This is a genomic window from Effusibacillus lacus (assembly GCF_002335525.1).
In the GTDB taxonomy this organism is placed as follows: domain Bacteria; phylum Bacillota; class Bacilli; order Tumebacillales; family Effusibacillaceae; genus Effusibacillus; species Effusibacillus lacus.
Window position 1 is genome coordinate 79,416 of record NZ_BDUF01000106.1, and the last position, 24,863, is coordinate 104,278.

The 24,863-nt window shown below is 45.6% G+C and carries 31 protein-coding genes; 3 read left to right on the plus strand and 28 right to left on the minus strand.

What is annotated here, in order from left to right:
- Positions 1-15 precede the first annotated feature (15 nt).
- From EFBL_RS17680 to lepB, 15 genes are all read right to left on the minus strand, one after another.
- On the minus strand, positions 16-396 hold the full coding sequence (locus EFBL_RS17680) for a cupredoxin domain-containing protein (RefSeq protein WP_096183622.1): 381 nt from the start codon (positions 394-396) through the stop codon (positions 16-18).
- A 3-nt stretch (positions 397-399) separates the two neighbouring features.
- On the minus strand, positions 400-2,703 hold the full coding sequence (locus tag EFBL_RS17685; RefSeq protein WP_096183703.1) for a heavy metal translocating P-type ATPase: 2,304 nt from the start codon (positions 2,701-2,703) through the stop codon (positions 400-402).
- A 38-nt stretch (positions 2,704-2,741) separates the two neighbouring features.
- Positions 2,742-2,939 (minus strand): YHS domain-containing protein, encoded by a 198-nt coding sequence (locus EFBL_RS17690; protein ID WP_096183624.1) that lies wholly within the window; start codon positions 2,937-2,939, stop codon positions 2,742-2,744.
- A gap of 162 nt (positions 2,940-3,101) precedes the next feature.
- Complete coding sequence (locus EFBL_RS17695; protein ID WP_096183626.1) at positions 3,102-3,326, minus strand: SHOCT domain-containing protein; 225 nt, start codon at positions 3,324-3,326, stop codon at positions 3,102-3,104.
- Between the two features lie 54 nt (positions 3,327-3,380).
- Entirely contained in the window at positions 3,381-4,751 is a 1,371-nt protein-coding gene (locus EFBL_RS17700) for a sensor histidine kinase (RefSeq protein WP_096183628.1), read from the minus strand.
- Complete coding sequence (locus tag EFBL_RS17705; RefSeq protein WP_096183630.1) at positions 4,744-5,448, minus strand: response regulator; 705 nt, start codon at positions 5,446-5,448, stop codon at positions 4,744-4,746. Before EFBL_RS17705 ends, EFBL_RS17700 begins: the two co-directional genes overlap by 8 nt.
- 119 nt (positions 5,449-5,567) lie before the next feature.
- A complete protein-coding gene (locus EFBL_RS17710; protein ID WP_096183632.1) occupies positions 5,568-5,852 on the minus strand; it encodes a hypothetical protein in 285 nt (94 codons plus the stop codon).
- 122 nt (positions 5,853-5,974) lie between these two features.
- Entirely contained in the window at positions 5,975-8,215 is a 2,241-nt protein-coding gene (locus EFBL_RS17715; RefSeq protein ID WP_165912538.1) for a heavy metal translocating P-type ATPase, read from the minus strand.
- A gap of 161 nt (positions 8,216-8,376) precedes the next feature.
- Positions 8,377-8,589 (minus strand): copper chaperone CopZ, encoded by a 213-nt coding sequence (copZ, locus tag EFBL_RS17720; RefSeq protein ID WP_096183634.1) that lies wholly within the window; start codon positions 8,587-8,589, stop codon positions 8,377-8,379.
- Positions 8,590-8,807: 218 nt separating this feature from the next.
- Positions 8,808-9,428: an L-2-amino-thiazoline-4-carboxylic acid hydrolase gene (locus EFBL_RS17725; protein WP_096183636.1), complete on the minus strand. Its 621-nt coding sequence runs from the start codon at positions 9,426-9,428 to the stop codon at positions 8,808-8,810.
- A gap of 71 nt (positions 9,429-9,499) precedes the next feature.
- Positions 9,500-10,159, minus strand: coding sequence for a class I SAM-dependent methyltransferase (locus tag EFBL_RS17730; RefSeq protein ID WP_096183638.1), 660 nt, complete (start codon positions 10,157-10,159; stop codon positions 9,500-9,502).
- A gap of 168 nt (positions 10,160-10,327) precedes the next feature.
- Complete coding sequence (locus tag EFBL_RS17735; protein WP_096183640.1) at positions 10,328-10,744, minus strand: rhodanese-like domain-containing protein; 417 nt, start codon at positions 10,742-10,744, stop codon at positions 10,328-10,330.
- Between the two features lie 208 nt (positions 10,745-10,952).
- Entirely contained in the window at positions 10,953-11,570 is a 618-nt protein-coding gene (locus EFBL_RS17740; protein WP_096183642.1) for a DUF1405 domain-containing protein, read from the minus strand.
- Positions 11,554-12,336: a prolipoprotein diacylglyceryl transferase gene (gene lgt / locus EFBL_RS17745; RefSeq protein ID WP_096183644.1), complete on the minus strand. Its 783-nt coding sequence runs from the start codon at positions 12,334-12,336 to the stop codon at positions 11,554-11,556. Before lgt ends, EFBL_RS17740 begins: the two co-directional genes overlap by 17 nt.
- Positions 12,337-12,353: 17 nt before the next feature.
- Positions 12,354-12,881, minus strand: coding sequence for a signal peptidase I (gene lepB / locus EFBL_RS17750; protein WP_231705864.1), 528 nt, complete (start codon positions 12,879-12,881; stop codon positions 12,354-12,356).
- 286 nt (positions 12,882-13,167) lie between these two features.
- Here lepB and EFBL_RS22135 point away from each other — a divergent pair, with 286 nt between their 5' ends.
- Positions 13,168-13,509, plus strand: coding sequence for a four-helix bundle copper-binding protein (locus EFBL_RS22135; protein WP_096183646.1), 342 nt, complete (start codon positions 13,168-13,170; stop codon positions 13,507-13,509).
- A 65-nt stretch (positions 13,510-13,574) separates the two neighbouring features.
- Here the strand turns inward: EFBL_RS22135 and EFBL_RS17760 are convergent, their stop codons facing one another.
- Positions 13,575-14,171, minus strand: coding sequence for a response regulator (locus EFBL_RS17760; protein ID WP_231705865.1), 597 nt, complete (start codon positions 14,169-14,171; stop codon positions 13,575-13,577).
- A 60-nt stretch (positions 14,172-14,231) separates the two neighbouring features.
- On the opposite strand from EFBL_RS17760, the gene EFBL_RS17765 reads away from it, so the two are divergent.
- The gene (locus EFBL_RS17765; RefSeq protein ID WP_096183648.1) at positions 14,232-15,827 is read left to right on the plus strand and encodes a multicopper oxidase family protein; all 1,596 of its coding nucleotides are present in this window, start codon (positions 14,232-14,234) and stop codon (positions 15,825-15,827) included.
- A gap of 88 nt (positions 15,828-15,915) precedes the next feature.
- Here EFBL_RS17765 and EFBL_RS21990 read toward each other — a convergent pair whose 3' ends face one another.
- The 10 genes from EFBL_RS21990 to EFBL_RS20735 form a co-directional block, all read right to left on the minus strand.
- Positions 15,916-16,065 carry a sulfonate ABC transporter gene (locus EFBL_RS21990; RefSeq protein ID WP_103143252.1) on the minus strand — a complete coding sequence of 50 codons (150 nt, stop codon included), beginning with the start codon at positions 16,063-16,065 and terminating at the stop codon, positions 15,916-15,918.
- Between the two features lie 145 nt (positions 16,066-16,210).
- Positions 16,211-16,450, minus strand: a complete 240-nt coding sequence (locus EFBL_RS17770) for a glutaredoxin family protein (RefSeq protein ID WP_481779601.1) — start codon at positions 16,448-16,450, stop codon at positions 16,211-16,213.
- A gap of 20 nt (positions 16,451-16,470) precedes the next feature.
- The gene (locus tag EFBL_RS17775; protein ID WP_096183653.1) at positions 16,471-16,638 is read right to left on the minus strand and encodes a cation transporter; all 168 of its coding nucleotides are present in this window, start codon (positions 16,636-16,638) and stop codon (positions 16,471-16,473) included.
- A 12-nt stretch (positions 16,639-16,650) separates the two neighbouring features.
- Complete coding sequence (locus EFBL_RS20730; RefSeq protein ID WP_165912540.1) at positions 16,651-16,815, minus strand: hypothetical protein; 165 nt, start codon at positions 16,813-16,815, stop codon at positions 16,651-16,653.
- A gap of 340 nt (positions 16,816-17,155) precedes the next feature.
- Positions 17,156-17,491, minus strand: coding sequence for an ArsR/SmtB family transcription factor (locus EFBL_RS17785; protein ID WP_096183657.1), 336 nt, complete (start codon positions 17,489-17,491; stop codon positions 17,156-17,158).
- 328 nt (positions 17,492-17,819) lie between these two features.
- Positions 17,820-18,071 (minus strand): hypothetical protein, encoded by a 252-nt coding sequence (locus EFBL_RS17790; RefSeq protein WP_131927703.1) that lies wholly within the window; start codon positions 18,069-18,071, stop codon positions 17,820-17,822.
- Between the two features lie 108 nt (positions 18,072-18,179).
- Positions 18,180-18,386 carry a hypothetical protein gene (locus EFBL_RS17795; protein ID WP_096183661.1) on the minus strand — a complete coding sequence of 69 codons (207 nt, stop codon included), beginning with the start codon at positions 18,384-18,386 and terminating at the stop codon, positions 18,180-18,182.
- Positions 18,383-19,807 carry a sensor histidine kinase gene (locus tag EFBL_RS17800; protein ID WP_096183663.1) on the minus strand — a complete coding sequence of 475 codons (1,425 nt, stop codon included), beginning with the start codon at positions 19,805-19,807 and terminating at the stop codon, positions 18,383-18,385. Before EFBL_RS17800 ends, EFBL_RS17795 begins: the two co-directional genes overlap by 4 nt.
- Positions 19,804-20,511 (minus strand): response regulator transcription factor, encoded by a 708-nt coding sequence (locus tag EFBL_RS17805; RefSeq protein ID WP_096183665.1) that lies wholly within the window; start codon positions 20,509-20,511, stop codon positions 19,804-19,806. The genes EFBL_RS17800 and EFBL_RS17805 overlap by 4 nt, the downstream gene beginning before the upstream one ends.
- 110 nt (positions 20,512-20,621) lie before the next feature.
- Positions 20,622-20,789: a hypothetical protein gene (locus EFBL_RS20735; protein ID WP_165912541.1), complete on the minus strand. Its 168-nt coding sequence runs from the start codon at positions 20,787-20,789 to the stop codon at positions 20,622-20,624.
- A 377-nt stretch (positions 20,790-21,166) separates the two neighbouring features.
- Between EFBL_RS20735 and EFBL_RS17810 the strand changes: the two genes are divergently transcribed.
- A complete protein-coding gene (locus EFBL_RS17810) occupies positions 21,167-22,453 on the plus strand; it encodes an Nramp family divalent metal transporter (protein ID WP_096183668.1) in 1,287 nt (428 codons plus the stop codon).
- A gap of 71 nt (positions 22,454-22,524) precedes the next feature.
- Here EFBL_RS17810 and EFBL_RS17815 read toward each other — a convergent pair whose 3' ends face one another.
- Together EFBL_RS17815 and EFBL_RS17820 are read right to left on the minus strand one after the other, a co-directional pair.
- Entirely contained in the window at positions 22,525-23,676 is a 1,152-nt protein-coding gene (locus EFBL_RS17815; protein WP_096183670.1) for a ZIP family metal transporter, read from the minus strand.
- A 12-nt stretch (positions 23,677-23,688) separates the two neighbouring features.
- Positions 23,689-24,726, minus strand: coding sequence for a multicopper oxidase domain-containing protein (locus EFBL_RS17820; protein WP_096183672.1), 1,038 nt, complete (start codon positions 24,724-24,726; stop codon positions 23,689-23,691).
- Positions 24,727-24,863 lie beyond the last annotated feature (137 nt).

Consider the following 24,863-nt stretch of genomic DNA (forward strand, 5'->3'; position numbering starts at 1 on the left):
AAAAAGGGTATTTATTCATTCCTTTACAATCAAAGTGCCTCTGTACATTCCCATCTGACAGGTAAAGGGATAACTTCCTGCATCGTTGGGCAAAAGTTCTACGGTTACTTTTTTTCCAAAAGGAAGCATCATGCTTTTCTCAAAATCAGGAAATACCACCATCTCGGAACAGGACGATTTGTCTTCCCGTAGAAACTGCAGACGTACGGGTTTCCCCCTGTGGACCACAATCACATCAGGGGTATAACCCCCTTTGACCAGAATGTCCGCTTCTTGATAACCGGAATCCTTCACTTCCGCCTGACTCCCTCCCTTTTTGGGCCCCCAGAAGAACCAGGCAATTCCGAAACTGAGAAGAAGTCCGATAATTGTTACGACCCATTGTGAAACCCCCATGGATTACAACTCCTTTGGTTTGAAGTTTCGCAGCCGGTTGGCATTTGCCACCACGGTTACCGAACTGAAAGCCATGGCTGCGGCTGCGACCAGCGGCGACAACAGGATTCCAAGAAACGGGTACAGAATTCCCAACGCCACCGGCAGTCCCGCCGCATTGTAAATGAACGCCCCGAACAGGTTCTGATAGACGTTTCGCATCGTAGCCCGGCTGATTTGAATAGCGCTTACCACACCTTTCAAACTGCCTTTGATCAAGGTAATGTCACTTGCTTCAATTGCGACGTCGGTACCTGTACCGATTGCAATCCCCACATCAGCCTGGGTAAGCGCGGGAGCGTCATTGATGCCGTCTCCCACCATGGCGACTTTCTTGCCTTCCGCTTGCAACTTGCGGACATTTTCCGCTTTGTCCTGGGGCAATACGTCTGCCAGCACCCGGTCGACACCAACTTGCTTTGCTATGGCCCGGGCGGTCCGCTCGTTATCCCCGGTAAGCATTACGACTTCCAGCCCCATTTTTTTCAATTGGGTGATTGCATCCGCTGAATCTTCCTTGACAGTATCTGCAACTGCGATAATCCCCGCAGCCTCTCCGTCAATCGCCAAATACATGGGAGTTTTCCCTTCATCCGCCAGACGGGTTGCATGAGTCTGCAAGTCGGCCAACGGGATTCCTTCTTTTCTCATCAGCTTCAAGTTCCCGAACAGTACCCGTTTGCCTTCAACCACTCCTTCGACACCATGACCGGGAATCGCATTGAATCCAACCACCTGAACAAAAGTGACTCCTTGGTCTTTGGCTCCGTCCAAAATGGCACCTGCCAGTGGATGTTCCGAACCTTGTTCAATCGAGGCACCGATTCTCAAGATTTCGGTTTCAGTAAACCGCCCCAACGGAATCACATCTGTAAGCGAGGGTTTCCCTTCCGTTATGGTTCCCGTCTTGTCAAGGACGATCGTGTTCAATCTTTCCGCGATTTGCAGCGCTTCCCCCGACCGGATGAGAATTCCGTTTTCTGCCCCTTTGCCGATTCCCGTGGTTAATGACATTGGAGTAGCCATTCCCAATGCGCAGGGACATGCAATAATGAGTGTGGTGACTGCAACAATCATCGCGTAAATATAGGACGGTTGCGGGCCGAAGTCATACCAGATCACGTATCCCAGAATTGCCAGGATGATCACGCCTGGTGTAAAGATCGCAGACACTTTATCAACGATGCGCTGGACAGGGATCCTGGATCCCTGGGCTTGCCGCACCATTTCCACAATATTGGCCAAAGCGGTATCCTGTTGAACTTTGGTCGCTTTGAATTTAAAGCTTCCTGTTTTGTTCAATGTGCCGCTGAACACTTCCTGACCCGGTTCTTTGGACACGGGCAGGGATTCCCCGGTCAGCATCGATTCGTCAACCGCTGATGTTCCTTCCACCACGATGCCGTCCACGGCAATTTTTTCGCCGGGCCGAACAATCACAACATCCCCTACTACGACATCATCAACCGAGATTTCCAGTTCTTGTCCGTCACGCAACACGTGGGCTGTCTTCGGTTGCAGGCCGATCAATTTCTTGATCGCTTCCGACGAACGACCCTTGGCACGAACCTCCATCGCCATCCCCAACACTACCAAAGCGGTTACCACGGTTGTCACATCATAGTAGACTTCTGCCATAGCGGGGTCAGGGAAGATCCCGGGCCACAACAGTGCGACAGCGGAATAGAGCCAAGCAGCACTGATCCCCGTGGCAATCAATGTGTGCATGTTAGCAGAACGGTGTTTAAGGCCTTCCCACATTCCGGTAAAAAACTGTCCGCCACTCCAAACCATCACCGGAATCGTTAACCAAGCCACAACGAACCTTGCCCACCACAATTTTGGGCTACCCATGGGCAGCCAATCTTTGACGCCGGGGAACAGATCCGGGTAGGAAACAAGAATGGTGGGAATTGATATGGCTGCGGCAAACCACCATTTTCTCATAAGCTCCCGATACTCGGAGCCTTCTTCGTTTGGATTCTGCTCTTCGGATGGTGTCTGATGATGAGCATGATGTTCGCAGTCTTGGCGGTCTTGGTGAGAATCCAGTACTTTTGCCCCTAATGCCTCGAGCTTTTGGGTAATTACCTGTTCAGATGTCTTTTGCGGATCGAATACAACATAGGCCTTCGAAATGGCGGGATTGACAACGGCTTTCAACACACCTGACATTGACAGGAGGGCTTTCTCCACAATGACAGCTGAACAGCTGTTATCTAACCAAATACGGGTTTCAAAATGCTTGAGTGCATTTGCTTTGTTCATGTCCATCATCCCTCCTTCCTCTTGGATTGGTGCCGCATTTAGTGACAGCATCGGTGCCCGCCATGACCGCAGCACCCCGATTTGGGCTTTGCATATTTGGCCGGATCCTTATCAAATTGATCCTTGCAATTGGCTGAACAGAAGAAATAATCCGTTCCGCCATAAGAACTTTGCAGAGCATCAGAGTGTGCCTCAATTTCCATGCCGCATACAGGGTCTTTCACTTTTGCGTTCATAGGAGATCCTCCCTCAAAGTCGAATTGTTTTTGACATACTTATGGTAGGGCATGCAACTGAATTGTTTCTGAGTCAAACCTGAGAATCAGATAAGAATCTTGAAATACGAAAAATCCCCTTCCCGCAAGAAGGAGATTTTACTAATGGGATGTTCACCCGACTCATTTGCCATTCCGAAGAACCTCTCTCATCCGTTTGTATTCTTCTTCCGAAATTTCCCCGCGTGCGTACCGTTCGCTTAGAATCATTTCCGCGTTATGGAAACTGCCCCTGTTGTTGCTGTATCCGTCTTTTTTCAGAAGATTGACCAGAAAATAGATAACTCCCGCAATCAGAAACAATTGAACCAACAAACTGATCCAGCCCATTCCCCAACCCATCATCATGGTGAATCACTCCTTTCTTGACTTTAGGGTAGCAAGAACTTGTGAAGATCCTGTTTAGGACTTTTGAAGAACATAAGAAGCTGACTGTTTCAAGCTTTTGGGGAGCCGTACCGTAAAAGTCGAACCTTTCTGCATCTCACTCTTTACCGATACTTGTCCCCCATGTGCCTCCACAATCGCTTTTACAATGGCCAATCCAAGCCCTGCGCCACCGGTTTTGCGATTCCTGGATTTCTCCCCCCGATAAAACCGCTCAAAGATGAAGGGTAATTCGTCACTGGAGATTCCGATCCCAGTATCGCTAATTTCCGTCAGAACCCAATCTGTTTCTTCAGATACTGCGACACGAATTGTCCCGGGTTCTGGTGTGAACTTGAAAGCGTTATTCAGAAGGTTGACAAACACTTGCAATAGTCGTTTCGGATCTCCTACAAGGATCACAGGCTTCACACCTGTCAGGTCGAGCCGGATATTCTTGTGTGCCCATAGCTTCTCGACTGACATTGCAGCCTCATGAATTACATGGCTGATTTCCACAGCTTCCGGCTTTAACTTTAGCATCGGGTTTTCCGCATCAGCCAATTTTTCCAAGTCACTGACCAGATGAACCAGCCGCATAATCTGCTCATGACAAAGTTTCAATTTATCCGGAGTCGGTTCCCACACACCATCCTGAATGGCTTCTATGTGGCTTTGGACAATTGCCAGAGGAGTTCGCAATTCATGCGCAATGTCTGCAGTCAAATGCTTCCTTAGGTTTTCCTGCTCCTGTAAAGATTCCGCCAAATGATTTAACGCTGTTCCAACTTCCACGATCTCCTCGTCGTTTCCCTCAATGCTTACCCGATGCTTCAAATTCCCTTTCTGGATTCGGATGGCAGCATCTTTGATACTTAACAACGGAGCACTGATCCCGTTTGAAATGTATCGGCTGAAGAAATAAACCCCCACAAGGACAAAGAACAAGGAACCCCATAACAAGTTATTAAAGAGAGCCAAAAACTGTTGTTCATGTTCGTAATATTGACTGGTGCCCGCAATAGTCTCCAGTTCCCCCACCTTGACCCCGTTCTTTAGCAAAGGAACCTTGCTTCCGGTTCGAGAGCCCCTATTCTGGTCTCCGACCATTTTGCCGGAATCCCAAATCAGTTCACTGTTCAAACCAAAGAGCCGAAATTGAAGGTTTCTGGTCATCGCAAAATGGGAAATTACCATAAGTGACTCTTCTGTCCATCCAGTGTGGAAGGTGTAGGATGCAACCAGTTCTGTCTTCAAGATTTGAGCATCCGCTGTTTGTTGGTTTTCCAAATAATCGGAGAATAGGATAGACATTGCAGTATTCATTAGCAAATTTATAGTCAGAAGTGAGATCAGGGCGACGCCCATGAAAGATAAAAGTAATTTTCTGCGTATGCCCTTATTCATCCGCGGCCACCTGAAACTTGTACCCCACACCAAAAACGGTGCCGATAAACAGGGGATTTCTCGGGTCATCTCCGATTTTGTGGCGCAAATTCTTAATGTGGACGTCCACAGTCCGTTCATACCCCTCATATGTGTATCCCTGAATCAGGTTAATCAACTCCATCCGGCTGAACACACGTTTCGGATGTTTCGCTAGTGTCACCAACAATTTAAACTCCAATGGAGTCAAACTGACTTGTTCGTTGTTAAGAAGTACCTCATGACGTTCCAGGTCAATGAGTAATCGGTTATTATGAAACCGGAGTATAGTCGGTTCTTGGATGTCATTCACATGGGAACGTCTTAGCAGACTTATTATTCTTGCAGTCAGTTCCCGTGGACTGAAGGGCTTGGTAACGTAATCGTCCGCCCCGATCAGTAACCCGTTAACCTTATCATCTTCGTTGCTTTTGGCTGTCAGCATCAGAATTGGCACATCAGACTTGCGCCGAATGGTTCGGCATATTTCTTCTCCGGAAATGTCCGGTAACATCAGATCCAAAACTATAAGGTCCGGTTTTAACATGTCAAACATCTGGAGCCCGGACATACCAGACTCAGCCGCGTATACTACATATCCGTTTTTCTCAAGGTAAGCCTGCAATACATTAAGGATATCCGGTTCATCGTCTACGACAAGAATTTTTGCGTTGACCACATTAACACCTTCTCTCTTCCGACTCATCTTCGTATAAGGGTAACCCATTATTATGAAGATTAATTGAAGATTCGAAGTGCAATGCAAAAGCCTCCCGTTTTAGGAGGCTTTCAGAGGGGTTACATCTTCATCATATTACCTGACATCATGTTATTTGACTGATTTATCATGTGTCCTTGCTGATTCATCATGTTCCCTGATTTGTCAGCACCGTGACATGCGTTAAACATATCCTGGAGTTCTTGCTCTGAAAGGTTCGGGTGCATTTTCTTCATAAAGGGCAACATCTGTTTGAAGTTTTCAACACCAGGAAACTCAGCCTTTCCGTTCTCGGCAGCCAACGCAATGGATCCTGCACCAACAGCCAATCCTGCAACAACCAAACCTGCAATCCATTTTTTCATTTTGGTTCACCTCCTTGACTACAGGATAGAGTACCGAAATGAAAAACCTGTTTGTAAGTTATGAAGATGTTGTGAAGTTAAGGGTAAGCCATCCTTTTGAAAAAGGTACGGCATTTTTCGGATCAGACTCGAACCGGTTTCCAACGGCGCAAGAATAAGGTGTTAGTTACAACGGATACGGAACTGAAAGCCATTGCGGCTCCGGCAAGGATCGGAGTCAGAAAACCAAACGCAGCAACAGGAATTAAGACAATGTTGTAAGCAAAAGCCCAGAACAGATTCTGCCGAATCTTACGCATGGTAGCCTTTGACAGCTTAATACTGTCGACGATTCCCATCAGATCCCCCCGCATCAAAGTGACGTCCGCTGCTTCAATTGCCACATCCGTCCCCGTACCGATAGCGATCCCAATATGAGCCGCTACTAAGGCTGGAGCGTCATTGATCCCATCTCCCACCATCGCAACAATTTTTCCTTCTTGTTTTAATTTCTCTACTTCCACTGCTTTGTCCTCTGGCAGAACCTCTGCCAGTACCCGGTCTACACCTACCTGTTTGGCGATCGCTTCAGCTGTTCGTTGATTATCCCCCGTAATCATAATCACTTCAATGTTCATATCCTTCAACCGACGAATGGCTTGGGCGGAAGTCTCCTTTACCGTATCGGCTACCGCAATGATCCCCGCCAATTTTCCGTCAAGCGCCATCAACATGGCTGTCTTGCCTTGGCTCTCCAACTCTTCCATCCGGTTGACGATCGGGTCAATCGGAATTCCTTTTTCGCTCATCAGTTTTTTATTCCCGATCATGATTTTCCTATCCGTGACTTCCGCTTCAATTCCATGGCCGGGAATGGCAGTAAATCGAGACGGCTCTCCTAGTTTCAATCCCTTTTGTTTTGCAGCGTTTACAATCGCTTCTCCTAAGGGATGTTCAGACCCCTTCTCAGCTATTGCAGCAAATTGGAGTAATTCGAGTTCAAAATAATCGCCAGTCGTTACAATGTCCGTTACTTCCGGTTCTCCTTTGGTGATGGTTCCCGTTTTATCCAGTACAATCGTTGTTACACGGTGGGCACTTTCCAAATGCTCAGCCCCTTTAATCAAGATTCCATTTTCTGCCCCTTTTCCGGTTCCCACCATCACTGCCGTCGGGGTTGCCAGCCCCAAGGCACAGGGGCAGGCAATGACCAACACTGCAACCGCGCTAATCAGAGCAGGAGTAAACCCAAGTAGGAAGTAACTGATCGCAAAGGTTAGGAGAGCAATTCCGATAACGATGGGCACAAAGATCCCGGAAATTTGATCAGCAAGACGCTGAATCGGTGCCTTTGAACCTTGAGCCTCCTCAACGAGTTTGATGATCTGAGCTAAGGCGGTGTCTTTCCCAACTTTGGTAGCCTTAAACTTAAAGGAACCATGTTTGTTGATGGTAGCGCCGATTACTGTATCCCCCACATTTTTCGAGACCGGCATACTTTCCCCTGTCAACATGGATTCATCGACGGTACTGCTTCCCTCAATAATTTCACCATCTACCGGGATCTTTTCCCCTGCGCGAACAAAGATGATATCTCCCACTCTGACATCTTCAATAGGAATATCAATTTCCTGTCCATCACGAATGACACGGGCGGTTTTCGCCTGTAACCCCATCAGTTTCTTAATCGCCTCGGAAGTTTGCCCCTTTGCCCTCGCCTCCAGCATTTTTCCGAGGAGAATCAGGGTGATAATAATTGCTGCCGCTTCAAAATAAAGATGGTGCCAATTCCCGGTTAACACGTTGACTACACTGTAGAAGTATGCTGCCGAGGTACCCATGGAAACAAGGACATCCATATTGGCGCTTCCCCCACGCAACGCGTTATAAGCTCCCTTGTAAAAACGCCAACCCACATAGAATTGAACCACGGATGCCAAAAGGAACTGAAGATAGGGATGCAGATGAAAACGGAAGGCTGAATCAGGGAAGGAAACCATAACAAAGTCCGATATCATCTGCAAGAGGAAAACGGAAGAGAGAACGGCTCCGATGGTAAACATACGTTTTTGTTCCTGATAGTCACGTTGACGTGCTTCCTTTTCGGAATCTACATCTAGATCCTGAGCTGATTTTGCGCCGTACCCTGCTTTTTGAACGGCTGCAATCAGTCGATCAATATTCGTTTTTCCCGGAATATATTCAACGGTGGCCTTTTCATTGGCCAGGTTGACATTGGCGTTGAGGACACCCTCTACTTTCTTGAGCGACTTTTCCACCCGAGTCGCACAGGCGGCACAGGTCATTCCAGAAATCCCCAATGTTACTCGTTCTTCCTTAGCTCGGGCATTCAACTGTTCACGAACTTTTGTTTCCGTTGCCATATATCTCAATCCCTCCCTAAGGGCTGATCATTATTCCTCAATAGGTATAATTCGCAACTTAGCGTATGCATAGCAATGCGCCAAAATCGGATTAATTTTGCAAAATATCAGGAGAAACAAGTATTCGGAGCCGGAAACTGTCGGCTCCGAATGTTCATTAACTATGCTACATCGTAGCCTGCTTCTTCAATCGCTTCCTTTACGATCTCCAAACCGACAACTGTTTCATCAAAGGATACGGTTACCTTGTTCCCTTTGAGATCAACGTTAACCGTTTGGACACCCTTCAGTTCCTTGAGAGCCTTTTCGATCGTGTTCACGCAGTGATTACAGGACATCCCTTTTACATTTAAGGTCGCGGTTGTTGCTGCCATTTCCAAATCACCTCCCCTCTTAATTTCGTTACTTCGTAAAAATCCGGATAATCTTCATCAATTCTTCGATATGGTTTCCTCCGCCATCAGCCTGCTCCTGAATGGCCTTCTTTACACATCCCCGCGTATAGGAATCAAGCAGGGAAAAGTCGATATCCTACAAAACCCTACCCCCCTATAGTATTATAATTTCATAAGCTCTTCTATCTGTCAAGGTGCTACACTTGTATTTTTTCAAAAATAAACGTACATTGTGCGGCCCCTCGGGCAATTGTATTCACTTCATTATCCCCACGGTGAAACTTCATATCCGGTGTATATTCGTTAAACACTACCTCGTCGGATTGACAAAACACTTCGGTCAACCATGGAATCCCCATATCCTCAAAGGTTTCATGGAACAAACAGCGTGTAATGTGAAAACGGTACAGATTAGGTTCGACTATGATTTCATCATGCTCATTATGACGAATTATCCCATGTTGCATTTGATGTTCGTGTTCGATATGGAAAGCTTCATAGGAACGGAGGATGCCCGGTGCAGGGATATACCAGCTCCGTTGGACTGCAATAGCCACTTCCGCCAAAAAGTTCTTTGTGGTTTGGCGAGCAATTTCCTCTCCCGTGACTTTGACCAGTTCATGATACAAAACTCCAACCAATAAAAATGTTTTCTTAAATTCCCTAAGCCCGTAATCGTCATCCGACCTGGCAAATTGACGGCGATATTTGGGGACGGTTGCAAGTAAACTTGGAATAAAAAGAAATCTGCGCCATCCTAATGCCGGAAGAAGATGTTTATTTAAAATGGACAGAACAGGCGGTCTCTTTTTGCTCATAAATGGTTGCCTCCGCGACTACAGGTTGAATTTTCTGCGTTGCACACATGGAATCGAGAGCAGTGCGGATACTAGTCGGGCTTACGTGCGCTATAGAGAGATAAAGGGCCGAATAATGTAGGATATTGGACAGTTTCACTTACCTCTATAAATCCGGACTCAAGCAACAACTGTGGAATTAACCCGTCTGCATTGTCTTTTGTCGTAGCAAAACCATCCAGCATTTGAACAAGGAAAAAAGCTGTCCGCATCAGTGCACTTCGAGGTCTACCCCAGTCGGCTATATGAATTTCACCCCCTGGTTTGAGAACCCGGTGGACTTCAGCCAAGGTTCGACTCTTGTTTTCGCGAGTCAAATGGTGAAAGAAAAGACTTGATAAGACGCGGTCGAAGGAATTGTTTGTATAAGGAAGGTCGAAAGACATACCCAGATCAAGCGGGATGTCAAGCTGTTCTTTTGCCAGTTTGGCTCTTGCTATTTCAAGTACTTTCGGATCTCCATCCAGTCCGATGACTGTTGCTTCCGGAAAGCGGTTTTTAATCAAAATTGTCAAAGTAGCGGTGCCACATGCAAGATCCAGGACATGATGATCGGTTTGAATCTGTGCTTGTCGTATTAGTTGAGATTTGAAGGTTTCTTCCCGCATTGTCCACTGAATCAATGGATCATAAAATCTGGTTAGCCAGTCATAGTTCAGCGCAGGTTTATACTTATCGGAGTTCTTTTCCATCGCCACACCTCCAGATCAGAAATACCTTACCCCCCCAAGGTAGTTACAGTAATTATATTTCTGTTTACAAAATCTTGCAATCCACTTCACAAGAATTATTTGCTTAATTTAAGGGAGGCTCCAAATCACAGAGATTGCGGTTGCAGGGCTGAAATAGTATTCGGTAAATCACTGTGTTAGAGGACCATTCCATCTACCCATTCCACCTTCAAGATTGAAGACTTTTTTGGCCCCTTTCTCGACCATCATCTGGCTGGTTACATCTCCCATCGGACCCGTGTGGCAAACAAAGATGATCGTTTTTGACGTGGAAAGCTCGTTCATTCTCTTCTTAAAATCATCAAATGGGATGTTAATCGCCCCGGGTATATGACCCTTTTTAAAGAGTGAGGGTTCCCGGAGGTCGACAATCTGAAGATCCTTCTGATCCTTTAAGAGAGCAGTCACTTGTGAAGAAGTAATCAGAGAATACCCTTTCCCCGTACCGCCGGTTGCTTCGCGAGGATCACCTAATTTATTCCACAAAAGCGCGGCTATCGCGGCGAGAAAAAGGGTAAGTGAAAGCACAATCAACCAACGTTTCATCCCAATACCCCCTAAGCAGTCTTGATCTTCGTCTTCTTAGAATCCGTAGTTTACGTAGATAAGGTAAACAACAGAAAAAAGAGTCATGACTGTTGACACACCTAATGTGATAACTCCTGATGCCGTTCTCCAAGCCCTGGACTTCCACGCCATGAAATAGGCCAAGCCGAGTGCTCCAATTGCCAAGCTCAGAAACAGGTATTCGTATTTACGGAATGTATTCCGTTTCACTTTTAATCCCAACAAACTTGTTGCTCTCACTTTTTCTATTGCGAAGGAATGCAAAAATCGAAATAACAATAATCGATAGTAACACGGTCAACCAGCTGATTGGAATATCAAATTCGTCGCTCTGCAGCCAAGGATGGACGTCGAACGTGTAATCGACCCAGTCGTTAAAGAGAATCCAGCTGCCGGCGGCCAGTAAATGCTTGCCTTTAAAGGTATAGAATCGTAAGAACAGGAACGCTTCAATTGCCATCCCAAAATGGGACACTACCAGCATCCAACTCGACCAGTGAATCTCTCCGTACAGATATCCAAAGAAAAAGATAATACCGACTGCCCAAAAACCATATTTCACTGACAGCAAAGCACCAAACGCCTCAATATATGGATTCCGTTTGTTGTACCACAAAAGGATGAGAAACAAAGTAAAAAACAGGCTGGAAGTTGGACTGTCAGGCACTAAAGGTAAAAAAATTGGCGGAGTGGTGAGCAATTGATCTTTGTACCAGTAGTAGCCATATAAGGTTCCCAATCCGTTTACCCAAATCAAGGTCATCAATATTTGGGGACGAGTCAGGATCTCAAGCAGTCGCCTCATGGTTCTTGACTCCCTTTCTGGTCACCAACAACAGGATACCTGTAACGATTACAACAGCCAGACTCGTCCATTGGGCAGCCGTCCACCCAAACAAGTATTGAGGAGTATCTCCTCTTAAAAATTCAAGGGCAAATCGTCCCGCCGAATACAAAGAAACATAAGACAAAAAGAGAGTACCTTGCGGGAGCGGTCTGTTTTTCAGTATTAGTAATAAAGCAAATACAATCAGGTTCCACTGGCCTTCCCACACTTCTGCCGGCCACAAGGGCTGAGCCCCATATTCGGCATAAGCACTCGTGCCGGGCGGGTAAACAATTCCAAATGAACTGCCGGTCGGAGAACCATACGCGTCTCCATTTAGGAAACAGGCGACGCGTCCCACCGCTTGCCCCAGAATCATTCCGGGCGCAAACAAGTCGGCCGTTTCCCAGAAGCTCCACTTAAGCCTTCGCATGTACCAAATGGCTGTTGCAACCCCTCCGACCAGGCCGCCTTGAATGGACATACCGCCCTTCCAGACAGCAAATATATCAACAGGGTTCTGCAAATAATATCCTGGCTGGAAAAACAGCACTTCCCAAAGCCGGGCACCTATTAACCCGCCTATAACGGAATACAAAGACAGATTCAGTATCTGTTCCCGGTCTTTCCCGGCTTGTTTAGCAAAATACAAAGTTACGCCAATTCCAATCAAAATTGCCAAAGCTACAACCAATCCGTATGAACGAACTGGAAACCCCAAAAACTCAAACAATATAACTCGCATATTTCCCCCTCCTCAACCTATAGCGAACGAATTTTTGTCAGCGGCCACCACACAAAATCCACACGTCCCACCACGTCATTTAATTCGATAAATCCAATCTTTTGATCACGGCTGTCCGTGCTCAGATTGCGGTTATCTCCCAATACAAAAATTGTACCTTCTGGAACTATCACCTTTTCAAAATTTGCATTTGTTGTTCCCATAACATAGGGCTCCTCAAGGGGAACTCCGTTTCGAACAACTTGTTCGTTTTTAATCTCGATGACATCTCCCGGAAGACCGATCACGCGTTTTATGAAATCCATTTTCGGATCCGCTGGAAATTTGAACACCACGATGTCACCGGATTCGGGCATTCCGAACTGATAAATAATCCGATTAACCAAAGCGCGTTCACGGTGTTCCAATGTGGGCACCATGGATATACCTTCTATAACAACCGGTAAGGCAAAAAATTTATAAATGATAAATACTATAGAAATCGCAAGTGCTGTATCCAGAAGCCAACCCAAAGTGGTACTTTTGTCTTTCTGGACTTTGCTCACAATTATCCCCCACAAGACTTTTCCTTGGCCAGTTTGGCAAAAAGGAACTTGACCTATCAGAAGAATAAGAATTTCTTTTTTACCATAGCAGAGAAATGTGTAGTTTCATTGAAGAAATCCAAATTGAAAAACCGCGCCTTCCAACGCGGTCGGTTTGCTGTATCTTACCACTGGTTCCAAGATTCTCCCCGGTTCTCTAATAGCTTTTTCGAATAAAAGCTTTTCGTTTCGGCAATAGTAACCCAAGAATTGTATGACTTTACAACTTATAGCAGGAGGGATTCACATGATAGGAGCACTTTCCACAACCGCACTTCAAGCCTGTATCGAAGCCTGTAACCGATGTATGCAAGCCTGCGAGGAGTGCCTAACGGCTTGTCTACATGAACCGGATGTTCATGACCGGACAAAATGTGTTCAAACTCTTCGGGACTGCGGGGATATTTGCGCACTCGCTTCCCGCTATATGTCTCGAACCAGTGAGTACTCAAAACAAATCTGTGGGCTTTGCGCCAACATTTGTGACGCTTGCGCCAAACATTGCGAAATGTTCAAGGATGAGCACTGCCAAAAATGCGCAGAAATGTGTCGTAAATGTGCGGAAGAATGCCGCAAAATGGTCGCCTAATCCAAAGCGAAGTGACTGGGGTAGGTAAAGGTCAACCTCTACCTGCCCTTTTTCTATGCAAAAAATTAGATGATTGTATTTCCTAGGGAGAACGGTTTTGTAACATAGTCGTCCGCTCCGAGGCAGAGACCTTCTATTTTGTCTTGCTCAGATGTTTTGGCAGTAAGCATGATAATGCTGACACGCGACAGAGAACGGAGGCGTTTGCATGTTTCTTCCCCCGGAATGCCAGGCAGCATAAGGTCCAAGAGGATCAGGTCATACGGTTTTTCCTCATGACTACTGATTCCTTCTTCTCCGCTGCCCACGATGTCAACCTCATATCCTTCCCGCTGAAGATACGATTGTACCACTTCGGCAATTTTTTCTACGTTAACTTTTCTAACCAATATCCATACGTGTAGGGCAAATAGGACAGCTTTATAGATGTTGACAGGATGGTAAGTTCCATCCGACAGACTGGTTCCCCAAATCAGTTCAGTTCTAGTCCCATAGTCCGCCACTAGTATGGAGTACGCGCCCCATCCGGCAAGGGCAGCCGGTACCAGAACGTCCAGCAACGTAAAAATAGGGATGGGATGTTTGCGAAATTTGAATACAAAATACCCAACTCCAATTGTCCAGCCAAACCAAGAAGCGTAAGGAATCATCGTTATCTTCATCAAACCTCCATAATTGTGTTTTAAACTTACTATTAGATAACAACATGGAGGTCAATGAGAATGAATAAACAATCGAAGCTGATTCTTGGAGGACTTGGCGTATTAGCCATTGCCGGAGGCATCTACTACTTTGCCGGTTCTTCCATGACATCGTCAAATAAACAAACTGTGGCACAACCAAAAGTGGTCGAAGAAAACGGTCAAACAGTGAAACAGTTTGAGATTACCGCTGAAACGAAAAATATCAAACTCAAGGACGGGACTTCGGTTGACGCTTGGACTTTCGGTGGAAGCGTCCCGGGCACCCAAATTCGTGTGACGGAAGGCGACAGAGTACGAATCACACTGGCTAACAAGCTTCCCGAACCGACAAGTATCCATTGGCACGGACTCCCCGTTCCAAATGCAATGGACGGAATTCCTGGAGTTACTCAGAACGCCGTCAAACCGGGCGAATCCTTTACCTATGAGTTTACTGTAACAACACCGGGAACTTACTGGTACCATTCGCATCAGAAGAGTGTGGAACAGGTTGACAAGGGGTTATACGGCACTTTCATTGTAGTACCCAAAAATGCAACCGTTAAATACGACCGTGACATTACACTTGCCTTTGACGAATGGATGGCGGGAATGGATCACGGCAACATGAACATGGGAAGCGGCGGCATGTCCGGAATGGACCATAGCAAGATGAATATGGGCAACGGAAACAACAACATATCAGGTATGGACCACAGTAACATGGGAGGTTCCAATCAAACCGCTTCTGATAAAAAGGAAGAATCCCATGAGGACATGATGAAGCAAATGTACAATGTGTTTACTGTCAACGGAACCGCAGGCAAGCTGATTCAACCTATTGAAGTGAAAGCAGGTGAACGCATCAAACTCCGGTTGGTGAACGCCGGTTTCCAAACCCATAAAATCCATTTGGGCAATCAACCTTTTATAGTGACAAATACAGATGGTCAGCCAGTTCAAGATCCAGTATTGGTAACGGATCAATTAGTGGCTGTGGCTCCGGGTGAACGCTACGATTTGGAATTTATCGCAACGGAAGGCGGTTTTCTGATTGATGACCATGCGGATTCCCCCGCTGCAGGTGACATTCAGATTCCGGTTAAAGTGCTGTCCAGCAAAAACTCTGTAACTCTGGAACACAAGAACAAAGGGGATCTTCCGACTTTTGACATTATGGCATACGGTCAGAAAACCCAACCCGCTGAGCACAAGTATAATCTGGAATACACAATGGTCCTGGATAACGTGAAAGACAAATCGGGTAATGAAATTTATACAATCAACGGACTCACATTCCCAAATACCCAACCCCTTTCTGTCAAAAAAGGAGACTGGGTCAAGGTGAAGTTTGTGAATCGCGGAACAGTTGACCATCCGATGCACTTACACGGTCACTTCTTCCAGGTGTTGACGAAAAACGGCCAACCGGTTAAAGGTTCTATTCCCTCCAAGGACACCTTAAATATTCGTCCCAGTGAGGAATATGAGGTGGAATTCTTGGCCGACAATGAGGGGAACTGGATGTTCCACTGCCACGATCTGCACCACGCGGCTGCCGGTATGGTAACCTTGGTGAACTATGAAGGATATAAACCCAACTTTACTCCGGACCCAAATGATAAACCGGAATAAATGCAAACTGGGCGTACCATTAAAAATACCCTTGCGTACATTTTGACGCAAGGGTATTTTAACAATCTTGTTCCATACCATACTTTCTTTATTCCAACGCGTACGAACCCCATTCGTAAGTAACGATAAACTCTTTTCCGCAACAGTTTATTTTGTTTCCCGGTTGCACATCATCAGGCAACTCAACCTCTTGATCGCAAATCGGACAAGACGCTTTTTTTATGATCTTTCCGTGCAATTTGCTATCCTGCTCTACGAGCCGGAGAGAGACTCCCGCTCAGTTTGGGCAAAGTACAATATCGCCTGCTTTACTCCCCTGCGGAATCGGGATATTCCTCTCACAAACCGGACAATAAATAGTTTCCATCCTTGCACCGCTTTCTTTATAACTTTAAGGCTCTCTCCACTTTGCCGCGGTCCCATCCGACAATCACTTCATCCCCTATGACTATCACAGGTGTCGCCATGGCACCTGAAATCTTAAGCATTTCATCCATTGCTTGCGGATCTTCCGTAACGTCGACAACTTCAAACTCGACTCCTTTGGACGAAAGAAACTCTTTCGCCATTTTGCAAGGTCCTCAGCCGGGGCTTGAGAAAACTTTTACTTTCTGTTCTGCCATTTTCATTACCTCCACGGTTTTTATTGAATTCCATAACCCAGCTTCTTGACTGCCTCATGGATCTGTTCGATCTTTGTTTGATCCGGGTTATAGGAAACCTCAACAGTAGCGCTTCCATCCTTTTGCAATTCACCCACATTTACGGATTGTACACCCGCCACTTTAGTGATCGCTTGTTTCACGGCGATCGGACAGCTTGCTCAAGTCATTCCCGTTACAGTAAATGTCGTATTGGCCAGTTGAGCGTTTGATGCGTTTGTTGCGGGAACAGGGGAGGAGTTTTTCAGACCGGATGAAGAACTGCATCCCGTAAAAAATAAGATTCCCGCCACCAACAACACGCTTGTACGAAACGGAACCCTCATGAACATCCTCCTAGATCCCTTTGTTTAAAATTGTGAAAAGTACCATACCAAGTGCCAAATAGGTTGAAATCCATAGAAGTCGCTTGGAACCCGGACTTGTTGATTTGCGGCGATAATTTATGAAATGGGCAATCCCAAGCAAAACAATTGTCAGCCCGATGAACCACCATCGATACGGCGCAAAAGCTACTGCCAAAGTGCCAGCCAAACCGCTTAGACCAAGCGGTATCAGAATTAAAGGACCGAGTCAGCAAACACCTGCAAAGAAAGCTGCAAGTACCGAACCTATACTGGCTAATTTTTCTTTCATCTATTTTCTCCCTCCCTGATGCGACTTATGTTACATTCTTGTACAACTGTTTATATGGGCTGCGTTATCGGCCACCACTTGGCGGGCCAACTCCAGAATTTGTCGGACACGCTCGTCCGCAATCTGATAGTAAATGTACTTGCCTTCCTGACGGGAAGTCACATAACCGCACCACTTCAAACATGCCAACTGATTTGACACCTGGCTTTGATTAGCCCCTAATATTTCTACCAGTTCACTTACGCTCTTCTCTCCGTCAAGAAGACTTTCTACAATTCGGAATCGGGTTGGATTTGATAAACCGTGAAAAAATTTGGCGTATAATTCGGATTGAATCAGTTGAATTTCTTTACCGGGTTCCGTCACAAAAGTCCTCCTTCCAATTCATCAAAGTATCAAAATATCTATATATTTTAATTTGTTAATATATATCATACCAAAATATTATAATATGTTGTTTTTTAATGCAACCTTTAAACCAACTTTCTTAGAGATAAAAAAGAAACGGCATGCCTTAATTACTAAAAGCATGCCACTTTATTTTTTTACTTCATCACGGGACATTGATCGGAAGCAGCGCATTCCGCAACGTCCGAACCCGCAGCAAACGCTGTTCCCCCAAAAGCCATTGTTGTCACAAAAGTGAGTGCAAGCAATTTCTTCATCCGGTTTCCCTCTCCCCTAAGCCAGAGTGTTAGTTTTTCCGTTCTTCTTTAGTACCCGTTTTGTTGCTATTGGACTCCATGAATTTGCTGCAGGCTTTCATCATTTCCTGACCTTCGGGGGTGTTCATGCCTTCCATCATTTTCGTCATGTTCTGGTTTTCCATCATCTTCTTCATATTGCCGATGGATTTGTTATCCTCTTCTTGAGCAAGTGCCATCTGTCCAGCAATCACTGCTGCCGCAAGGGCTAATGATACCCCGAAAATTGTTTTCTTTTTCATCTGAATCACTCCATTCTTCCTCATCCTGATATCAGGACAAAGACAGTATAGAAAAAAACTTTGTTCAATCTTTGATGAATTTGTGATGAAATTATGAAGTTTAGGAAATTATGAATCACCTCTCTTCTGCTTAAAAATCAAATAAGCCGTAACAGCAACCAGAACTGGAATGGCAGTCCAAATACAGATCTTTACTAATGTAGTGAGATAGGAGCGAAGGGAATCTGGATTTGTCATCGAGGTTGCAGCCATTGTCAAGCAGGAAACACCTATAACCACTAACGATATAGCGATTACCCACTCAATCCATTTCACAATCTCGCCTCCTCCGGATTTCCGTCGTGCTTAACAGGAAACTGGATTTCAAATCGGGTGCCTTTTCCCAGTTCACTGATAACCCGAATTCTTCCCCCCTGAAGTTCCACCAACTTCTTGACAATGGCGAGTCCTAACCCGGTTCCTCCATGTTCCCTGGATCGGGATTTTTCAACACGATAAAAGCGCTCAAAGATATACGGAAGTTCAGTTTCCGGAATCCCTATTCCTGTGTCCTCTATTGAAACCCGCACGGATCCCGAATTGACACTCCCCGCTTCGACAGTAATCCTCCCCTGTTTTGTGTACCGGATTGCATTATCCATCAAATTTATAAAAATCTGCTCCATCCGCAGACCATCTCCCCAAATCAGAGGCAAATCTTCCGCAGTCGTGAGGTGAATTCCAATCCCTTTGGCCTTCACCTTTAAAGATGCTTTTCGGACGGAGTTCTCCAACACTTCCCGAAGATCAATCCACTCAAGATTCAGACTGATTTTCCCTTCTTCCATTTTCGAGAGTTCAAACAAATCATGGATCAATCGGCAGAGTCTCAGTGATTCTTGATAAATTATATCCAGGTATTGCTCCTTCTCTTTCTCTGTTTGATACAGCCCTTCTTTTAAAACCTTTGCATACCCTTCCAAATAGGTGATGGGAGTCCGGAGTTCGTGGGAGATGTTGGCGAAAAACTCGCTGCGGGTGTCACGGTACCTTTGCAAATCCTTCGCAAGGTCATTGATTGCTTTAGCCAAAGAACCGATTTCATCCCCGGACGCTACCTTAACTCTGGCATGCAGGTCTCCTTTCGCGATTTGTCGTGTTGCCCGCTCCATCTGAAGCAGGGGATCCGATAACCTCCTTGAAAGCACATACGTGAACCCCAATGCAAGGAAAAACGCGCCAATTCCGGAAAGAATCAATAACTTACGGATTTTGGCAACAGATTGATTAATACCTTCGATGGAAGACAATACAAATACCCCGCCGTAAAAAGCATTACCATTTAAAATGGGTTTGCCGGCCACCAGAAAATGCTCTCCTGCAGCAGGTGCTTTGTATTCCTTGAAAATTGAATTTCCGGAGTATAAAGCTTGTATCTCCTCATCTGATATAAAGGAGCCTGTAGAAATACCCGGTACCCCGGAACTTGCAATCACTCTGCCATCTACATCCGCAATGTACAGTTTTACATCGGAAAAATTGGCCATCATCTCAATCATGTTAACCGTCATTAAGTCCCGGGTTACTGCAACTGATTGAGCATATCGGGAAGACAGTCCATCGATTTCTTCCTGTACCTGACGGTAATAAAATCCGGAAAAAATCCTGTCGATGACAAACCCCAGTGGCAGCAGGACGACAAGAAACAGCAAAAGAATGGCGCCGATTAATTTAACAACAATCCGATTCCATCTCATGTACGCTCATCAGTTCCCTGAAATTTATAGCCGACTCCCCAGACAGTTTGAATGGGAACATAGGACAACCCGGCCTTTCGAAACTTCTCCCGGATATTTTTCACATGGGTATCCACAGTTCGAATATCCCCGAAATAGTCCTGTCCCCAAACCCTTTCCAATAGAATTTCCCGGCTGAATACTCTCTGCGGATTCACCGCCAACAGATACAAAAGGTCAAATTCCTTAGGAGTAAAATCAACGGATTGCTCTTGAATCAAGACCTGTCTCCTTTCAGGATCAATCGTCATCCCAGGATGTACAATGATGTTGTTATCGGTACTGATTCTTTTGGACAGATGGGCTCTTCTTATCAATGCGAAAACACGGGCGATTAACTCCTCCGGATCAAAAGGTTTGATCAGATAGTCATCGGCCCCGAGATTTAATCCATAAACCTTGTCTTTGGTTTCGGTTCTCGCAGTTACCATCAAAATGGGCGTCAGGTTGGTTTCACGAATTCTTTCGCAAACTTCCCAACCATCCATATCTGGCATCATTATATCGAGAATGAGTAAATCAAACCGATAATTTTCGATTAAGTCCAAAGCTTCTCTACCGTTTCTTGCCTCAGTTACTTCAAAGCCATTTTTCGTCAGGTAGATACGAAGGAGATTTCGCATATTCCATTCGTCATCCACCACGAGCAGGTGAAATTTCTTCATGGCAATCCCTCATTATTGTTCATGGAAAACTGACTCTTACATTGTACTAAATAAATGTGATGAAAGTTTGATGAAACAAAAAACCATCGCCACAGGTGCGATGGAACTCGTCAAAGTTTTTCATTTCGTTTCTCAATTGCGCGAATGAATCGCCAAATTAAGTAGAAAGTTCCTGCCAGCAGGGCTAATCCAATTGCGATTCCAAGTCCCCAAAATGCTGCCACGCCAAACATCATCGCCGGGGACATTTGCATCATAGAATCCATGCCCATACACATACTCTACTGAACTCCTTTAATATTCATTCTGTCTCTATTCTCGTCAGTCTTCAATTCAAATATCCCGCCATAGAACATTTTTTAAAGGAATTTCACCGGGTGTACCCGGTCCCTCAAACTTATACCGCCCACATCGAGTCTTTTCATCGGCTTTTGGAAAGTAGGTATTTATCCCGTAGGAATGGAGTCAAAAGAAAGTAAAGGTTTTTCTGCGTTATAAGGGTTATATCAATTGATCCTAAAAAGGAAAACAGATAAAATTTTGACTAAGGAAACTCTTTTAGTTTCTATAAAATATTTTTCTGCTTTCCAATAGATTTTCCAAGCACTAATTGGTTAAAAAGATCATAAGGTGTAGACAGAAAGAGGGGAACGACATGGATGGTATAAAACAGGCCGCAATAACTGAGCGTTTGCCATTTCCAGTTCTGTCAGGAGCCAAGATTTTTTCATTTCGCAAAATAATCCCTTTTCTGGGATCTGCTTTTGTTGTCTCTGTCGGGTACATCGATCCGGGGAATTGGGCTACCAACATCGCCGGCGGCTCCAGCTTTGGATATAAACTTTTATGGGTACTCCTTTTATCGAACCTGATGGCTATACTTTTACAAGTCTTGGCTGCCAAACTCGGAATTGCAACCGGCCGTTCCCTTGCCGAGAATTGCAGGGAGCATTTTCCCAAACCGGTAGTGTATTTTTTGTGGGGGATGGCTACTTTCGCTGCAATGGCTACCGACCTCGCAGAATTTCTTGGCGCTGCCATCGGTTTTAAGATTCTGCTGGGTATCCCGATGTTTCCTGCCGCACTAATCGCAGGCATAGCTGTATTTGGGATCCTGTGGTTGAAAAAATTTGGACATCGAAAAGTGGAAGCCGTTATATTTTCCATGGTGGCCTTGGTAGGAATCGGATACGTCATCGAGTTAATATTGGCAAAACCGGATTGGACAATGATTGGTAGGAGCATTTTTGTTCCCAGTATTGATTCTGCCAGTATATTGGTTGCTATCGGTATGTTGGGGGCGACTGTAATGCCCCACAACATCTTCTTGCATTCGGACATCATTAAAAGCCGAGTAATACCGGGGAATTTAGAACATAACCGCAATCTGCTTCGAATGACGAAAATTGATTCTGCCATCGCGCTTAATCTTGCCTGGTTTATCAATTCTTCAATGATTATCATGGCCGCCGCTGTGTTTTTTTCAAACGGAATTGCAGTGGAATCAATTGAACAAGCACATTCGACACTCACACCCCTACTCGGTGCTGCGTCCAGTTTGATATTTGGAATCGCTCTCCTATCCGCCGGACTTTCGTCTTCGACAACCGGCACGATGGCTGGTCAATCAATCCTTGAAGGCTTTATGCGGGTTAAAATCTCCCCCTTCCTGACTCGATTGATTACCATGCTCCCGGCATTGGTTTTGATCGGTATGCAAGTAGATGCACTCAAGGCATTAGTCATCTCGCAAGTCGTGCTTTCTCTTCAACTTCCTTTTACCATCATCCCGTTGATCTTGTTTACCAGGTCAAAGAAACTTATGGGTGAATTTGCCAATAAGCCTATTGTGAACTTCCTGGCTTACCTTATCGCCTTCATAGTCATCAGTTTGAATGGGTTGCTTTTGTACCAGACATTTGGCGGTGAGTTTTCATTTTAATACATGTTTCAGCGCCCGTGAGCATATGTGATCACGGGCTTTATAATGAAACCTCCTCCTGTCCAGTATCCCTAGATAAATACTTTCGTGACATACATAATGGCTAAACCAAGACCTACCCCGGAAAGATTCGACCAGGACAACCAATTTATTTTAGAAGTGACCTCTTGGCGCATAAACTGACTGACCGCTACAATCACTTGCATGATCGCACCTGCACCAATTGCGAGGCAAATCGCAATGAAGAGAGGCGTTGCTGCGGCTCCACCGATCCATGTACCCACAATTGCGGGACCGCCCGCCAAGAGAGCTAACAACACAAAATAGCGGAACGAGGGACGTTGGTTGGCAAGAGGAGCGATAATTCCCAATCCTTCAGTAATGTTATGCAACGTAAAACCTATGATCAAGAATGTTCCTAAGGCAGCTTCCCCGGCAGCAAACGATGAACCAATTGCCAGTCCTTCACCAAGGTTGTGTAAACCGATACTTAATGCAATCAGGAACGAAAGGCGAAGGCCCGAAGCCTTGTTTTCCCCTGCCTCCCCCAGTCGTTGCAGCAGAAGAAATGTCGCTAGGGCGATCAGAATCACTAAAGGTTGAGCAAAGAACCCTCGGGGTGTTTCTACCGCTTCTTCCCACGCTTCTAATGCCGTATCAATCAGCAGGAACATCAACAAACCGATTGTAATGGCTAGAAGAAAATGCATACCCTGTTTGCCAAGTTGCCTTACAAACGGGAACCAAAGCAAACCGAGAGCCACAGGAACAACACCTACATAGAGGCCGATCAAACTGTAACTCCATAGGGTTTCCCTGCTCAGTTCAGGCGTCGCCGTTGCCACAGGGATCTCATGTGCAAAAATCAGCCCGTTACTGGTGATCAACTTGATCTCATACGGATCCCCTTCCACCCAAGGATAGGGAATCTGCAGATTAGCAGTTCCTAGTCTTGGAATTGTCTGACTTGGAGTCATAGATCCATTCCATACTGCATCATCCACGAGTACCTGCGCAACGGTTGCCTCTCCAGGTCCGCTGTTACGTAATGTAATATCAAACGAGTTGGGCGTGAGCACTACTTTCTGAAACTCAATCACTTCAACGGGAGCAGCAGGTTCCGCTTCAATACCAGTTCCCTTGACTACAAATACCCCGATCAAACCGGCCAACAAGATCAACGGAAGTAACCCTAGCGCAATCCAAACGCCTTTATTCTGCATCGATTCCACCTCCTATTTCACCTGGAAGAACCCAGACCAGCCGAGTTCCGTAAATTCACTTTGGTGGGCATGGAACATATAGGTTCCCGGAAATTTGTATTTGAACTCGAGAATTCCCCGTTGTCCTTGAGTAAGCATGATTGTATCGGTGTACTCAGACGGGGTGAGACTGGTTCCGGTCGGAAAGTAATGGAACAGGTTTCCGTGCAGGTGAAACGAGTTAAGTAAATCGAACTCGGTCATGTTCACTAAATAGATGCGGACAAGTTCATCTTGTTTTATTTCAATTGGATAGGAATGGTAATAGAATGCAACCCCGTTTACCGTATAAAATTCGTTTTCTGCGTCTCCGTCCAGATCATAACCGTTCATTACCATGACCATCTCATGTGCTTGAGGGCGCGGTGTCTTCGGATCCACGATAAATGTTCCGTATAGCCCACGATTGATGTGCTTCTTGAACGGTAAAACATGGCAGTGATACAGATGCAGACCAAACGGTTCTGCCGTGAATTCGTACACAAATGTGCCGCCGGGCGGAATCGGATCAATTCCGTCCATTCCTGACGGATGCATTCCATGAAAATGAATGTTATGCGGGTGTGATCCTTTGTTGGTGAAATGCACACGTACCAAGTCACCCTCCGTACAACGCAATGTCGGACCCGGGATTTGACCATTGAACACCCAACCTGGGAATTTCACTCCCGGTGCAATCTCAACTTCTTTATCTTCCGCAACAATCTGGTACTCCCTGGCGGTTCTGCCATCAGCCGTCATTGATACATTTCCGTAATCGAAGGAAGTAAGGAAATGACCAGGATCGAGCCCTCCTACCTTCGGGTCATAAGATCCGGACAAAGAAGGTGCGCCATGAGTCCCGGTCCCTTTATGAGCGTTGTGATCCTTATATGAACCCTCATGGCTTCCGTTTGCGCTCACCTGACCTTGCCATTTGTCTGGAATAAGGTTTGCCGCAACTGCCCCTAAAACTCCAAAACTCCCTAATTTTAAAAAGGAGCGACGCGACAGAGATTTCTCCGCTTTCACGTTGTTAGACCTCCCTGTTTTCTTTGTTAATCACTATATGCGGGAAATTTTGTCTGATGCAAGTTTTTTTCCTTTGTACAACTTTTATTGTATAAAGTGAATTTTTTTTTGTAAAGAAAAAATTGTTTCTCTAAGGA

Bases quoted from the DNA above. Each gene is read 5' to 3' on its own strand.
- EFBL_RS17680 (WP_096183622.1), bottom strand. From the start codon at position 396: ATGGGGGTTTCACAATGGGTCGTAACAATTATCGGACTTCTTCTCAGT.
- EFBL_RS17685 (WP_096183703.1), bottom strand. From the start codon at position 2,703: ATGAACAAAGCAAATGCACTCAAGCATTTTGAAACCCGTATTTGGTTA.
- EFBL_RS17690 (WP_096183624.1), bottom strand. From the start codon at position 2,939: ATGAACGCAAAAGTGAAAGACCCTGTATGCGGCATGGAAATTGAGGCA.
- EFBL_RS17695 (WP_096183626.1), bottom strand. From the start codon at position 3,326: ATGATGATGGGTTGGGGAATGGGCTGGATCAGTTTGTTGGTTCAATTG.
- EFBL_RS17700 (WP_096183628.1), bottom strand. From the start codon at position 4,751: ATGAATAAGGGCATACGCAGAAAATTACTTTTATCTTTCATGGGCGTC.
- EFBL_RS17710 (WP_096183632.1), bottom strand. From the start codon at position 5,852: ATGAAAAAATGGATTGCAGGTTTGGTTGTTGCAGGATTGGCTGTTGGT.
- EFBL_RS17715 (WP_165912538.1), bottom strand. From the start codon at position 8,215: ATGGCAACGGAAACAAAAGTTCGTGAACAGTTGAATGCCCGAGCTAAG.
- copZ (WP_096183634.1), bottom strand. From the start codon at position 8,589: ATGGCAGCAACAACCGCGACCTTAAATGTAAAAGGGATGTCCTGTAAT.
- EFBL_RS17725 (WP_096183636.1), bottom strand. From the start codon at position 9,428: ATGAGCAAAAAGAGACCGCCTGTTCTGTCCATTTTAAATAAACATCTT.
- EFBL_RS17730 (WP_096183638.1), bottom strand. From the start codon at position 10,159: ATGGAAAAGAACTCCGATAAGTATAAACCTGCGCTGAACTATGACTGG.
- EFBL_RS17735 (WP_096183640.1), bottom strand. From the start codon at position 10,744: ATGAAACGTTGGTTGATTGTGCTTTCACTTACCCTTTTTCTCGCCGCG.
- EFBL_RS17740 (WP_096183642.1), bottom strand. From the start codon at position 11,570: ATGAGGCGACTGCTTGAGATCCTGACTCGTCCCCAAATATTGATGACC.
- lgt (WP_096183644.1), bottom strand. From the start codon at position 12,336: ATGCGAGTTATATTGTTTGAGTTTTTGGGGTTTCCAGTTCGTTCATAC.
- EFBL_RS22135 (WP_096183646.1), top strand. From the start codon at position 13,168: ATGATAGGAGCACTTTCCACAACCGCACTTCAAGCCTGTATCGAAGCC.
- EFBL_RS17760 (WP_231705865.1), bottom strand. From the start codon at position 14,171: ATGAAGATAACGATGATTCCTTACGCTTCTTGGTTTGGCTGGACAATT.
- EFBL_RS17765 (WP_096183648.1), top strand. From the start codon at position 14,232: ATGAATAAACAATCGAAGCTGATTCTTGGAGGACTTGGCGTATTAGCC.
- EFBL_RS20730 (WP_165912540.1), bottom strand. From the start codon at position 16,815: ATGAGGGTTCCGTTTCGTACAAGCGTGTTGTTGGTGGCGGGAATCTTA.
- EFBL_RS17790 (WP_131927703.1), bottom strand. From the start codon at position 18,071: ATGAAAAAGAAAACAATTTTCGGGGTATCATTAGCCCTTGCGGCAGCA.
- EFBL_RS17800 (WP_096183663.1), bottom strand. From the start codon at position 19,807: ATGAGATGGAATCGGATTGTTGTTAAATTAATCGGCGCCATTCTTTTG.
- EFBL_RS17805 (WP_096183665.1), bottom strand. From the start codon at position 20,511: ATGAAGAAATTTCACCTGCTCGTGGTGGATGACGAATGGAATATGCGA.
- EFBL_RS20735 (WP_165912541.1), bottom strand. From the start codon at position 20,789: ATGTGTATGGGCATGGATTCTATGATGCAAATGTCCCCGGCGATGATG.
- EFBL_RS17810 (WP_096183668.1), top strand. From the start codon at position 21,167: ATGGATGGTATAAAACAGGCCGCAATAACTGAGCGTTTGCCATTTCCA.
- EFBL_RS17815 (WP_096183670.1), bottom strand. From the start codon at position 23,676: ATGCAGAATAAAGGCGTTTGGATTGCGCTAGGGTTACTTCCGTTGATC.